Source organism: Halorussus limi (assembly GCF_023238205.1).
Taxonomy (GTDB): domain Archaea; phylum Halobacteriota; class Halobacteria; order Halobacteriales; family Haladaptataceae; genus Halorussus; species Halorussus limi.
Map to the genome: position 1 here is coordinate 755,465 of NZ_CP096659.1, position 13,756 is coordinate 769,220.

Annotated in this window: 11 protein-coding genes and 1 pseudogene; all 12 read left to right on the plus strand. The window is 58.0% G+C overall.

Going from position 1 to position 13,756, the window contains the following annotated elements; translation table 11 throughout:
• Positions 1-130 precede the first annotated feature (130 nt).
• Positions 131-346 carry a DUF8129 domain-containing protein gene (locus M0R89_RS03965; RefSeq protein WP_248651275.1) on the plus strand — a complete coding sequence of 72 codons (216 nt, stop codon included), beginning with the start codon at positions 131-133 and terminating at the stop codon, positions 344-346.
• 56 nt (positions 347-402) lie between these two features.
• On the plus strand, positions 403-702 hold the full coding sequence (locus M0R89_RS03970) for a hypothetical protein (RefSeq protein WP_248651276.1): 300 nt from the start codon (positions 403-405) through the stop codon (positions 700-702).
• A 539-nt stretch (positions 703-1,241) separates the two neighbouring features.
• On the plus strand, positions 1,242-1,880 hold the full coding sequence (locus M0R89_RS03975) for a DUF6735 family protein (RefSeq protein WP_248651277.1): 639 nt from the start codon (positions 1,242-1,244) through the stop codon (positions 1,878-1,880).
• 132 nt (positions 1,881-2,012) lie between these two features.
• The gene (locus tag M0R89_RS03980) at positions 2,013-2,384 is read left to right on the plus strand and encodes an SWIM zinc finger family protein (protein WP_248652312.1); all 372 of its coding nucleotides are present in this window, start codon (positions 2,013-2,015) and stop codon (positions 2,382-2,384) included.
• A 300-nt stretch (positions 2,385-2,684) separates the two neighbouring features.
• Positions 2,685-3,101, plus strand: a complete 417-nt coding sequence (locus M0R89_RS03985) for a hypothetical protein (protein WP_248651278.1) — start codon at positions 2,685-2,687, stop codon at positions 3,099-3,101.
• Between the two features lie 200 nt (positions 3,102-3,301).
• Positions 3,302-3,852 (plus strand): annotated as a pseudogene (locus M0R89_RS23620) (DUF8186 domain-containing protein); the annotation flags it as partial.
• 48 nt (positions 3,853-3,900) lie between these two features.
• Positions 3,901-4,803, plus strand: a complete 903-nt coding sequence (locus M0R89_RS03995) for a DUF8186 domain-containing protein (protein WP_497007468.1) — start codon at positions 3,901-3,903, stop codon at positions 4,801-4,803.
• Complete coding sequence (locus tag M0R89_RS04000) at positions 4,800-6,191, plus strand: TrbL/VirB6 family protein (RefSeq protein ID WP_248651281.1); 1,392 nt, start codon at positions 4,800-4,802, stop codon at positions 6,189-6,191. Before M0R89_RS03995 ends, M0R89_RS04000 begins: the two co-directional genes overlap by 4 nt.
• Complete coding sequence (locus tag M0R89_RS04005; RefSeq protein ID WP_497007465.1) at positions 6,188-7,201, plus strand: TraC-like domain-containing protein; 1,014 nt, start codon at positions 6,188-6,190, stop codon at positions 7,199-7,201. The genes M0R89_RS04000 and M0R89_RS04005 overlap by 4 nt, the downstream gene beginning before the upstream one ends.
• Positions 7,198-9,141: a VirB4 family type IV secretion system protein gene (locus M0R89_RS04010; RefSeq protein WP_248651283.1), complete on the plus strand. Its 1,944-nt coding sequence runs from the start codon at positions 7,198-7,200 to the stop codon at positions 9,139-9,141. Before M0R89_RS04005 ends, M0R89_RS04010 begins: the two co-directional genes overlap by 4 nt.
• A gap of 98 nt (positions 9,142-9,239) precedes the next feature.
• Positions 9,240-10,643 carry a sugar transferase gene (locus tag M0R89_RS04015; RefSeq protein ID WP_248651284.1) on the plus strand — a complete coding sequence of 468 codons (1,404 nt, stop codon included), beginning with the start codon at positions 9,240-9,242 and terminating at the stop codon, positions 10,641-10,643.
• Between the two features lie 126 nt (positions 10,644-10,769).
• Entirely contained in the window at positions 10,770-13,751 is a 2,982-nt protein-coding gene (locus tag M0R89_RS04020; RefSeq protein ID WP_248651285.1) for a LamG-like jellyroll fold domain-containing protein, read from the plus strand.
• Positions 13,752-13,756 lie beyond the last annotated feature (5 nt).

Consider the following 13,756-nt stretch of genomic DNA (forward strand, 5'->3'; position numbering starts at 1 on the left):
CTGTTAGCCCGGTCGTGTTCTCTCGTCCTCACCTTGAACATAGGCCTCACGTATTCTTCCGGCGTGGAGTCCCGAAAAATCGCTCTCGGTTATTTTTGGTCGCCCCCGACAGGAGCGGAGGCGACGACAAGTGAGCAACGTTACAGACGACGAGTCGAATGGACTCTCACCAGAACAACGACTTGAACCGCGAAACATCCGACTCATCGACCCAAGCATTGCGATGATAGACGATATGGACACACTCCGTGCCTGTGTCGCCTACGAGAATACTCACCAGAATCGCATTCAAATTCTTCGACGACTCAAGCGACGTGCAGAAGAAATTCGCTCAGAGCAGGCGTAACGCTCCGTCTCTCGGAGAACTTTTTTCGAGCCACGAGTCGGTGGAGGCTCAAAACGATGACCAACCGACCAGAAATCGAAGTGCATCGCCAGACGTCCTTCGGCGACGACGGTGAACTTGAGATGTCGGAAACCAGTATCGAAACCTCACTCGAGGATTTCGGCGCGGAAATCGACCACCGTGAACCTACGTCACGTCGTGACCGACCCGAAGCGAGCGAGTTCGGCGTCGATGACCGTCCCAAAGTCGAACGGACGGACGCGAGCGACCAATCGACGCTTTTTGCGGATACCGCCGCCGACCAGCAGACGCTAACGGGCGACGACGCACAGGGGCAATTCCTCTTCGAGGAGTAACCCATTCTAGGTAGTACGGTTCTTTTCGCGCCTGCAGGGGTGCAGGCGCGTTCGGTTTCGTGCCTGTCTCAGAGACTATGAGTACGAAACGTTCCAAACTCGACATCACCGAGCGCGAACTTGAACGACTACTCGCAAAGCATGCTGAAGCAGGAATCCCCGAGCTGGTGCTGGTCGAACTTCTCCGAGACTACGCCACGACCATCGAAACAATAGGCTACATCCCGCGAACCTGGAGACCGAGCGAATACACCGAAAATAAGCCTTCCACGGGACGGAAGCGATGACCGCATCCTTTCTTCGGCGTACCTTGTTCGGGAGGACGCCGGACCCTAACTTCGTCTACGAGTGCCGACGATGTGGGACCACTGTTGACACCCACGACGAGGAGTGCCCGTACTGTGGTCCAACCGATATCGTCGAGTACGAAATCTCCTGAGGAGTCTCACCCGTTTCTGGCGACCTGCTACGCGACGTTGAGTTTTTTCTCCCCCTGAGGGTTGCGGGGCCTCGTTCAGCGGTCCTGCAGGTGAACTGCAATGGGACATCGCGCATTGGTCGCATACGAACGGCCCGACGAGTTGTACAACCTCCACTATTCGCACAACGGTGGACTCCACCTCCGACTGAAACGAGAACTAACGTCACGTACACCCTTCGGGGGTGAGAAGCCGAACACCAGACAGGAACTGTTGGCCGAGCTTCTCAAATCGACGGATAGCACAGACACAATCGTAGAAGGATTTCTCGGAGCAGATGATCGACCACAGACAGCAGTCGATTTGAAGCCGAAAGCGACCCGACTGACGAAAGACGAAATCATCACAGAGTATCTAAACTACGCCAGTAGTGAAGCCTTCTACGTCGTTTCGAGCGAGTTCGACGTAACGGCATACCGAGTCCACTGGTTCGGTCTTCACCACGTTGCCGACACCGCTGAAGCGAGTCCACTCCGTGGACACGGTGCGCTTCGGACTATTCGATGGTACAACAGCGAGCCTGTTGGAGATGGCTTCGTGCAGGGGGAGTTCAAGACGCTGAAACGGATTACCGGCGATTTGCTTGACCGTGGCGTCTTCACTCACGAGGAGGCCATCACGTACCTGAAACAGAATCTCGTCGCGTGGACAGACGAACGAGCAGAGCTCATTATTCGAACCTCCTCTGTGTCGCACTGACAGTTTTATCGCCCTCTGATGGGCGAGAGGTCACAGAGAAATCGAGCCTCTTTGCAGTAAGCCATGTCTACGAATCCACTCGAAGAACTGGACGTGACGAATCGCATCCTCAAACGAGCGCAGTACGAAGCGATGGAGTTCGCCCTCGCGCCTGACGGCGTTCAGGTTCGGAACGACAGTTACGCGAATCCGGACGAACACGAGTATCTCGTCGAAGTCGAGGACGAACTACCGACCTCGTGTACGTGTCCTGCTGACGAAAAATATAGTGGTGCGTGCAAACACCGAGTCGCCGTAGCGATTCGACGACCGATACTGAAAGTAGCGACCCAACAACAACTCATCGCAGACGGTGGCATTAGCGAACGGCAAGCCACGAAGAGTCGTAGCGAAAGTGAGGGGGAGTCACCAGACAATCCACACTGTGACTGTGCAGACCTTTCGGGTGACTTCCCGTGTTGGGATTGCTACTACAACGGTCGACGTGACCTCCCGGATAAGTAGTCCTCGCCTCCCTCAAACTGGCTGATCCCGATTAGCAACAGAGCACCAGCTACGAAAGGAATGTCCTCTCGGGGGAACGCCACCTCGCTATCAGCCCTATCGCAGCCGAGCTTCGCTAATTTTCACCGAAAGTCACCTTCCGCAACCGAGACCTGAATAGTTTCCTCTGTCTTTCAATTTGTAAGGGAAAATTTAAATAGAAATCTTGCACGGCCTTCCTCACGGACAAGTCGACGGGCCCGAAGCCCCAGCTAGTCCACATTCGGCTTAGTATCTCTTGTCGGCTTGACCGTTTAAATCATGAACGTACTCGAATACTGGAAGGTAACTGTCGAAACGTACTACAGAACGCTGACCGGCCGACACGGATCGAGGAGCCGGATACTCATGCTATCGTTGGTCCTACTGAGTATTATCGCCGTCTATCCCGCAAGTGCCCAATCGCTGGGTGAATCGTTCTGTCAGAGTGATATGGCGGACACGATTCGGAATGGATTTACTGTCCTGCAATTTGGCGGCCCCCTCGTCGGCGGCTTTCTCGCACTCGGTGCGACCGTCGCTATTCCGACAGTTCGCCGAGCCGATATCAAGAAGGAACTGAAGACAATTCGGAACCAAGGATTCATTTGGGGAGTTATCGTCGCACCGCTGGCGACGCCGATTCTCCAGTTTGTCCTCAACAACATCGTCGCTGGAGGGGCGAGTTGCAGCTTCTAAGATCCCTTCTTGGAAGCCTCTGTGTCCTTACCCTCGTCGTCGGAGCGCCAGTCACATCCACGACCAAACCCGTTGCACAACCACCGCCTGACCCGGACCACGGTGTGAACAATTCAACTCACTATACGCTCTGGTCGAGGGACAGCGACGAGCGTGCGTCGGGCCAATCGAGTCGGTGGTCAAATCACTCAACAGAGCCGATGCGGGAAGTAGCGAAGCGAACGGACGTTCCATACGAGTCGCCACCGCAAGCAGTCGAACGGTGGAACAGCGGCGATATCGACGACTTCCCGCAGACAACTGCCAACCAATCGATTCATCCGCCGAACGCGACGCTCACGAATGGAAGCTTCGTGAAGGATGCCTACGCCTCGGTGTTTGCCATCCAACCCTCGACGCGCGTTCGACGGTCACCTACAGAGCAACCGCTCTACGTCGCTCCGAACGGCACAGTCCTCGGGACGATTGATTACCGAGTCGAATCTCCGGACGACGTGAGTTCGGACGGTCAGACGTGACTTGGACGCTAAGCGACCATCGGATTTCGGAGGTACGCCTGAAAGTCGACGGGACCACCGAGAACACGACCACGGGCACACATACGCCCACTATCGAGTACTCCTCGATTGCAACGTATCCCGGTGAATCCCATACGGTGACGTTGGTCGCTGAAATCAGCGCTGCGGTACGGAAACGGACCAAGACTTGCACTACCCGAGCCGCCGATGGTGAGTGCCAGTCGTGGAATGTTACCTCCGAACGCTCAGTCGAGACCGTTACCGTACGTGACTCGATCGACGTGGTTGAGTATGACCTCTCGGTCTCCGGATTCAAGACGCGGTATCCCGATGGCGACCTCGGATTGGTCGTCTACAAGAACCATCCGTGGCGTGGCTATTCAATGTCGAACGGAGACGTGCGTGGCGTCTGGCGGTTCTACTCGGCAAGAGACCCCGCGTGGGATACGCTCGTGACGAGTACTGAGAACGGGGAGACAGTAGCGCCGTCGTCACTACAACCGCTCCAAGTACATGCCTATCCAAGCGAGACAGGGCCAACGGCGGTGCCGAGGCGGAGTGTACTGCTTCTGGACACCTACGGGACGAAAGAACGGCCGCCGTCGTTGCCGACTTCTGTCCGGCTTCAAGTGGTCGAACAGCCGTACATGACCAGTTACGGTATTGCGACTCGGGCACAGACACCGTCTCGAACGCTTTCAAACGTCACGGCGACTGGCCTCGTTCGCGGCGTCGATGCCGACGTAACTGACTCGTCGTTCGCTGATATTCCAGTCAACGAGAGTAACCTGACGATCAGCGTCGTCAACCGGACGGAAGAGCGGGTCACAGTCTCGGTAACGCTCTCGGATCGAACAACGGGCGACCCAATCAACACAACTGGCCGTACTGGCTACGTCGTCCTTGACGGAGAGCGCGTGAACACGTCCGAAAACGGAACCATCGTCAAAATCCTTACTCGGCCGAGTAGTGGTATCTCGGCACGCTACGAGCCAGGCCATTGGTGGCGACACGCCACCGGCTACGTCGGCGATAGCGATAGTCGATACGTTCGGAGCGGCGGCCTCGATATCGCCTCGATATTGTATCGCATCGCCGTCTTCGCTTCTGTCTACCTCTTCGGCGTCTTCATCGTCAGTCGATTCACCGGCTGGAGACTCTGGCCACCGTGGAGGGGACTATGAGTAGAAAACAAGCAACGCTACGACGCTTCGCGGCGCAACTACGGAATCGAATCTCTGCCAGAACACTAAGCGTAGCACCGTTAGCCGTCTTTGTGGGCCTAATCGTCGCCGTTCAACCTGCGCTTGCCCAGGACGGCGGTGGTGGCTCGCTCGGTGACGTTATCGTCTGGGCGATCAAGGAAGCGCTCCGAGTCCTATTTAGTCCAATCAAGGGCGTCATCCAACAGCATGCGGACGCCCTCGTGACAACAGTCGTCGAGACACCGCATCCCGAAACGGTGTTCAGTCGGCCCACGAATGGTTCATGGCCGAAAATCTATGACTACTACTGGAATGCTATTATCCCCGTCTCGCTGTTCCTGTACGCGCTTGCGCTCGGACTCGTGATCTTCCTCGAATCGACGAGCTACCTCTTCAGTAACTACCACCGGACGAAACTCAAGAAGCGAGCCTTCTCGGGACTACTTGGACTGCTAGCTTGGTGGTGGGTCGATGCACTCGCTCGCCAACTACTGAGCGAGCTGACTGTCTTCTTAGTCCCCGATCTCTCGCAGGTGTCGCTGTTCCAGACGCTGTCGTTTAGTTCGATGGGAGCTCTCGGCGTCGTCCTTACCCTTAGTGCGGACTTCGGACTGTTCGTCCTGTTGGCGCTCATCTATTTCCTGCGGCAGGTCGCCCTCTATCTGTTTACGCTCATGATGCCGCTGTTGATCGTGTTCTGGATTCCTGGTATCGGGCCGTTCACCATGGTCTCTCGATTGATGAAACGGCTAGCAGGATTCTACGTCCCATTCTTGTTCATGACACTCCCGGTCGCGCTCCTGTTCCGTCTTGGAGAGCTTCTCGGGTCGAGCTTCAGCCTTTCGATGGGCGGAGTCGGTGCATGGCTCACAGCCCTCGTCATCCCCATCGTCGCCGTCCTGTCGCCGTTCGTCCTCTTCTGGCAGGCCGGAGCAATATTCTTCATGGCCGACCGCATCGGCCGCCACGCATCTGCGCGGCGGACGACAGGACGAATGAAGACCGCCCGCGAGCAGAGCCAGACGGTCGCCCAGGGTGGCCGAAACTTCGCTCGCGGCGTACGTGATGACTCGCCTGTGAGACAAGACGGACAGACGATGTCCGGGTCGGGTAACTCGCGGGCACACGCCGCAGGTTCAAGGCTCAATTCCGCGGGGACGCAACTCCGGGATAGCCTCCAAACGGACAGCGGTGAATCCGGCAGTACGTCGAACGCTGGTGGCACGCAACGATCTGGCTCCAGTAGCCGCGACGTAACCCTCGAAAACCTTCGTTCTGACGACCGCCGTTCGAGTAGCTCGCAGAGCCAATCTGACGACCGTTCTGAGAATAACTCTGATTCAACCACTAGTTCCTCCAACCAATGAAACAACGTGACCCAACGAAACGGATTCCGAAATCACTCGGTACAGACACGAAACTATTCGGGAGTTACACACTGACGGATCTCTCAGTCGCACTCCTGCCCGGTGTCGTTGTCGTCCTCGTGATGCAGGTCGTTCTCCCGGCCGGTCTTACCGTCGGCGGGTATCGCGTCCAAGGACTAACGTTGCCCGTCGCTGGACTCGCAATCGCGTTCGGTGGATTGTTCGTCTATCTCACGCCGGCCTACGCGTCGAGTCTCGACTGGCTAGCGACGTTCTTCGACTTCCATACGAGTTCGACTGAACACGCTCACGAAGAAGCAAAGGAGTATACGCAAGTCGAACAGGTCCATCCCGAGCGTGGTGCTATCGAACGGACCGACGGCGTCTTCGTCGGAATGGTACAGGTACGTCCGCCGACGATGGCCCTTGCAACTGACGCAGAGTGGGAGGCGAAGGCAACCGCCTTCCGTGACTTTCTGAATACGACCATCGATTTCCCGCTCCAGATTTACTCGACGACCCAGACGTTCCCTGCAGACGAGTATCTGGACCGATACAGAAGTCGACTCGATGACGAAGACGTGCAATCGAACCCACAGCTCGAAGCGCTCATCGAACACTATGTCGAGTGGTACGAGGCGGAACTCGACGAGCGCCAGATGACCATCCGTGATCACTACGTTATCATTCCTGTTGCACCACGGGAGGTGCAGTTCGAACGCGAGAGTCTGACACAGAAACTCGCCGAGCTACCGTATCTGGGCCTGTTCGTGCAGGCATGGTTCGCCCCGCGCCGTGCCGAACAGCAAGAAGCGATGGTCGATACGCTCAACGAACGCCTGCGGCAGGTCCAGACTGGACTTCGAGAAATCGACGGCTGTAACGCAGACCGAGTTGCTGTGACCGAAGCGACCCAACTCATCGGAGAGTTCTGGGCGGACGAGAACCTCGACTACGGTGATATGGAGTCTGTTCTGCGAACGAGTCCGCTTGTTCGGAGCAATACATGATTCGAGAGAAACTACCCTTCTGGAGTAGTAGTGAAGAGACGGGCAGCGAACACGACGATAGTTCGGATAATCCGACTGTCGCGCATGAAAATGACACAGGTGACCTTGACACTATTCCGGACATTCACCAGACTATCGTCACGCCGTCGAGTATCGACGAGCGACCGAACGCAGTTCAGACCGGGACGGATTGGACTCAGACGCTTTGGGTTGGGGAGTATCCCGATGCGCCCACGGACGGCCTCTTCGAGTCGCTGTATTCGACGGCCGAAACACGCCAGACGGATATCTCACTCCATCTCGACCCACGCGATACGCGAGCGACTCTCGACTCACTCGAAAACCAAATCGAGGACCTCGAAGCCGACTACGAATACCTCTCCGAGAAACGCCGTGCCGGAGCGCGTGGCGTCAAGAAAGACCTCGAAGACTACCAGGAGATGTACGACGTCCTTCGGAACACACCAACGAAGGCGTTCGATGTCTCGATGTATCTGGCCTCGCGTGGACCGTCTCAGAACGACCTTGGGACAGATGCCGTCACCAGCACGGCACGGCGTTCACCTGCGAACCTGACACCGGTTACTCCTCGGTGGTCGCAACTGGACACGCTCATCTCTGGGAGTCCTGTCGGCGTCGACAAACTAAATGAGACGATGAATACGAAGACGCCGATGTTGAGCGGTGCAGTCGGCGCGATGTTCCCGTTCGTCTCTGGAGCCTTCGCCGAGCCCGGCATTGAGTATGGAACATACGCGCTCAACGAGAGTCCGCTAATCTTCGACCGTTTCAATCGAGAGACGGGCTACTGCATGATGGTCATCGGGAAACTTGGCGCAGGCAAGTCCTTCTCGACGAAACTCCACCTCACCCGGCGGGCAATGTACGACGAAGACTCGGTCATCGTCATGCTTGACCCCTTGGCTGGCTTCGCTGGCGTGAACGATACCCTCGGCGGTGAGCGCGTAACTGTCGGCGGGACGCGAGGGTTCAACCCCCTCGAGCTGAAGGCAACTCCAGACTCGGTGTTCGCAGAAGTACCGGACTTGGACCCGTGGGGAGAGCAGATCTCGTGGGTGCTCACGTTCTTCGAGACGTTCTTCGCTCACGTCGCCAACAACCCGCTCGGCGACCGCAAGCAGACGCTTCGCCGGACAGTTCAGGAGACCTACGAGCGACAAGGCATCACTCGTGACCCTGCGACGCATCACAAGGAATCGCCGACGGTACGAGACGTTATCTCGACGCTTGAAGACCTCCTGCAGGATCCTGAGGCATTCGGGTATACCACTACAGGGGAACAGGATAGCGTCCGCGCTGATGCACAATCGCTTCTAAAAGATCTCCGGCCATCGTTCCGGCCTGAGGGAGACCTTGCTAACCTCGCACGTCAGGCCGAGTTCGACCTTGACTCGAAGGTCATCTATCTGGATCTCCACCAAGAGGAGGGGACACGTGGACGCACAGAGACGAGCCTGATGATGCAGGTTCTATTCAACGCGGTCTACGAGCGGGCCAAACAGACCGACAAGCGAGTCGTGTTCGTCATCGACGAAGCGCACTATTTGATGAACGACGCAACATCGCTAGAGTTCCTAGAGACGGCGGTGAGGCACAGTCGCCACTACGACCTCTCGATTCAGTTCATCACTCAGACTGGTGGAGAGTTTGCGTTGACGCCGGAGGCTCGGACGATTGCGAATCTTTGTTCGGTGACGCTCGTCCATCGCGTGAAAGAAGAAGCCGAGAAACTCGCTGAGTGGTTCGACTTGAGCGAGCGCGAGGTGAACTGGGTACGAACCGCAAAGGCCGGGAACGAAGACGATGGATTCTCTGAAGCATTGCTCGGTATCGACGAAGAAGGCTGGTTTCCGCTTCGTGTCCGGGCGAGCGACTTCGAAGCAGACGTTATCGATCGTGGCGGTGATCGTATGCGATAGCTTCTAGAGACGAGATATATCGAGTAAAAGGATGGAAAATCGGTGGAACCGTACTAAGATAACAGGTTTTAAGCTATAGCACTCTCCCAAATCGGGTGATGGTCTCCGGGTACCGGTATCGAGTGTTAAGCGTCGTCGGCACGGCGTTCATTGCGGTTCTCGCCGTCCTGATTGCGAACGCCTCCTCTTTACAGATGCTGTTTACGACTGCGGTCCCGGTGTTCCGGCGATTACCAGCGACCGTGTTGGCTGGCAATAAGCTCGTTTTGGTCGTCGTGACGACGACGCTCGTCGTTGTTGGTTCGCTGGTGCCGCTGTTCAAACCCTGGCCGCGGCGGATTCTCGATACGATTCTCCACACCCAGCGGCGCACGGTCACCGCCTGCCTCGCGCTCGCCACTATCGGGTACTTCGACTATACGTATCGACTCCCTCGCTCTACGCTCGTACTGGCGACGGCCGTACTCCTCGTTGGCCTTCCGATGTGGTTCGTGGCAATTCGTCGTCGACCATCGAACCAACACCGGGCAGTCATCGTGGGTGACGATCCCGAGGAGATCGCCGACGTGCTGGACGAAATCGACGTGCCGGTGGTTGGTTACGTCTCACCGCCGAGTCCGTACTACACCGACAGTGAAGAGGTTTCGAGTAAGCCTGCGGTCGCCGACGGTAGCGGTGAAGCACTGTTGGCGGACTTGGACTGCCTCAGCGGCCTCTCACGACTCGACGAGGTACTCGTCGATTACAACGTCGATACGGTGGTGCTGGCGTTTGCCCAGCCCGACCGCGCGGAGTTCTTCGGCGCGCTCGACACCTGTTACGACCACGGCGTCGACGCGAAGGTACATCGAGAACACACCGACGACGTGTTGACGACGACGGCCAACCCGGACGACATTCTCGTAGACATCGAACTCGAACCGTGGGACTGGCAGGACTACGTGTTCAAGCGTGTGTTCGACATCGCCTTCGCGTTCGCCGGACTATTGGCATTTGCCCCCTTTATATTCGTCATCGCAGTGGCGATCAAGCTCGACAGCTCAGGACCAGTCCTGTACAGCCAAGAGCGGACCGCGGAGTTCGGCGACACGTTCACAGTCTTCAAGTTCCGGACGATGGTTCCTGAAAACGAGTCGGCGACGCCCATCGATGACGAGGCGAACGACCGTATTACTCGCGTCGGGCGGTTCCTCCGCAGGACACATCTTGACGAGGTCCCCCAACTGTGGTCGATTCTCATAGGACAGATGAGCGTCGTCGGACCGCGAGCGGTCTGGACCGACGAGGAGCAACTGCTGGAGGAGACGACGGATATGTGGCGCAAGCGGTGGTTCGTCAAGCCCGGACTTACCGGCCTCGCCCAGATCAACGACGCTAAAAGTACGGACCCGACCGCGAAACTCCGGTACGACCTCAAATACATACGTCGCCAGTCGTTCTGGCTCGACGTGAAAATCGTGGTCCGTCAGATCTGGAAAGTGCTCTCTACCGCTACGGAGTGACGTGAGACGAGCGAGTACATTATAGGACGAATCTACGCTGACACGGTGTAAGCCGGGTTTCTTCGCCGGGAGTTCTCCCACCGTCGTGTCGTAGGGTTTATTGGGTCATCACGTTATTTCGCCACCATGACTGACGTACGCGAGGCGACCGACGACCTCCTCGCGGAGAAACCAAATCTCGAATCGGACCTGCGCGAAGTGCTCTCGGTCGACGAGCGCACTAACGGGTGGTCCTTTGACGACGTGCCACTCGACTCGGGGACGTTCGGCGAACTCGTCTCGCGCGACATCGTCGCCAAGGACAGTGACGCATACGAAGTAAGAGACCCCCGCGCTGTTCGGGCGGTCCTCGACGGCGATTCCGACACTGCGGTCGAATCCGAACGCGGCGACGGACCGAACCTCCCGTCGCTGTCGCTTCCATCGGTGTCGATAGCGGAGGCGGGCGCGCTCGGTGCCGCGTTGGCGTTCGTCCTGCTGATGCGAACCTACATCTATCCGAGCGTATTCCGCGGCGACTATGTCGTCCTCCCCTCGAACGACCCATACTACTACCGCTACTGGGTCGAGCAACTCGCCGCGGACGCGACTGGTATCTTCGACTTTAGTGTGCTTTCCAGGGTTCCCAGCGCAGTGGCGAAAGGCGAACCCCTGATGGTCGGAACGCTGTGGTGGCTCACCAACCTGCTCGGCGGGGCCGACGCCGCGGGATGGGTGCTGGCGTGGTACCCCGTCGTCTCCGCGCTCCTCGTCGGGGTGCTGGTGTACGGTATCGCGGTCCGGGTGACTGGTGATCGGCGAGTTGCACTCGCGTCGGTCGTGTTTCTCGCCGTGATTCCGGCGTTCGCCTACCGAACGGGGCTCGGATTCGCCGACCACCACGCCTTCGACTACCCGTGGCTCGCGCTGACCGCGCTTGCGCTGGTCCTGCTGGCCGACGTGGACCGAAATGACTTGGCCGAGATTCGGCCGTGGCTGGCGGCGGGCGTGTTGGGCGTCGCAGTGGCCGGACAGGTGATGGCATGGGAAGCCGGACCGCTACTCATCGGTGCGCTCGGTGCCTACGTCGCCGTTCGGGCCGCCGTAGACGTTCGAGTCAATCGGTCGCCGCTCGTGTCGAGTACGCCGATTCTGGTCGGACTGGCGTTCGCATCGGTGCTCACCCATCTCGCTCACACCGGCTTCGGATGGCATACCGACGTAGTGGCCTACTCGCCGATGCTGTTATTCGTCGGCGTGCTGGCCGTGTCACTTGCCGGCGAAGCAGTCCGTCGGGCCGAGATGCCAGCGTTCGTCCTCGGCGGGGCCGAAGTCGCCGGTGTGCTGACCGGCTTGTTGGTTCTCCAGACGTTCCTGCCGACGTACGCCGCCCGATTGAACCAGCGGCTGACCTTCCTCCTGTTCAAGTCGGGACCGGCGGAGACCCAGTCGATATTCGCGGGCGGTGCGTCCGGATTCTTTATCGGCCCGATTCTCGAACTCGGCTTCGCGTGGTTCCTCGGCTTGCCGATGTTGGCGCTGGTCGGGTGGCGGGCCTACCGGCAGGAACGCCGTGCGTGGCTCGTCGTCTCTACCTACGGGTGGTACTTCCTCGTGCTGGCAACGTTCCAGCGGCGGTTCGTCGGCGAGTTCGCGCCCTTCATCGCCATCTTCGCGGGCTACGGCTTCGTCGTCCTGTCTGCCAAGCTGGACGTGACTTCACCGGTCGCGCTCGGCGATGACGAACCGCATGGCGAGACGTGGCGACCGTTGTTCGGGCTCCCGGAACGGGGTACGGTCACGATGGTTGTGATCCTCCTGCTGTTCGTGACTAGTGCGGGCGCGGTGCAGACCGGCGTCCGACACGAGCAGGTTAAAATCGAGGACGAGAAGTTCGAGGCCGCGACGTGGATCGATGAGTACGCCGACGAGCAAGGGTTGGAGTATCCGGAGAACTACGTACTGAGCAAGTGGGGTCGCAATCGTGTCTATAATTACTTCGTGAACGGCGAGGCGAGGTCATACAAGTTTGCAGAGAACCACTACGAATCATTCCTCTCTTCGCGGAATCCCGAATCACAATATCAAAAGCTGAACGATAGGGTTGGGTTCATCGTCACGAAAGACATCGACGTGCAGAAGGTTCCGAAGAACTCCAACTACGCCCGACTCCATCACCGGTTCGGAAGTGCCGGAACCAACGGCCGGACTGGCGCAGGTCATTACCGGGCGCTCTACGCCAGTGACAGCAAGTCGATCAAAGTGTTCGGACTCGTCCCAGGTGCGAGGATTGTCGGCAACGCTTCGCCGGGCGAGAAGGTGACGATCTCAAAGGAAGTCGAAGTTGAAGGCGCGAAGTTCGACTACGAGCGGACGGTAAAGGCCAACCCCTACGGGGTTTTTAGCGTGACCGTTCCGTACGCCGGTAAGTACACCGTCGACGGAGACACCCAGTCGGTCTCCGAAGTCGCAGTGACTTCGGGGCAGCTCGTGAAATCTCACCGGCGAAGCGGCCTCGCGCATTGGCCGTTTGAGAAGGCCAGGGACAAAGCGGTGTACGATCGAGTCGGCGGCCATCGCGGAACGGTGAACGGATCTACATCGCAGGTAGACGGCGTCTCAGGAAAGGCGCTGGCATTCGATCAGAACAAGACGAAGTACGTCGAAATGAACGTAACTGCCCCCCAGCAGTTCACGCTCAGCCTGTGGGTGAAGCCCGACCGAATCGACGTAACCGAGAAGAACGACTATCGCCGCCTGATTAGCAGTCCAGATCTCTCCAACGTTCTCGTCATCGGTGAGGGCAGACAAATAGTATTCCGTGTTCCTGGAGTTGAGAGAAGTTACTTCGGAGCGAGCGAGGTTCCGGTCGGTGAGTGGTCCCAAGTCACGGCCACCTACAACGGTACTCACCGAACGATTTACGTGAACGGCACGCAGGTCGGAACCGACAGAATCGGCAACAGAATAGTCGACTGGAACGGACAACTCCGACTTGGAAGCGGATACAGTGGGGAAACACGGCACGCCTACAACGGTGCAATAGACGAGGTTCGCATCTTCGACCGCGCACTTACGCCGGAAGAGGTCCGTCAGCGCTACGAGGCGGATAACGCAACTGCGACGTAACGTCG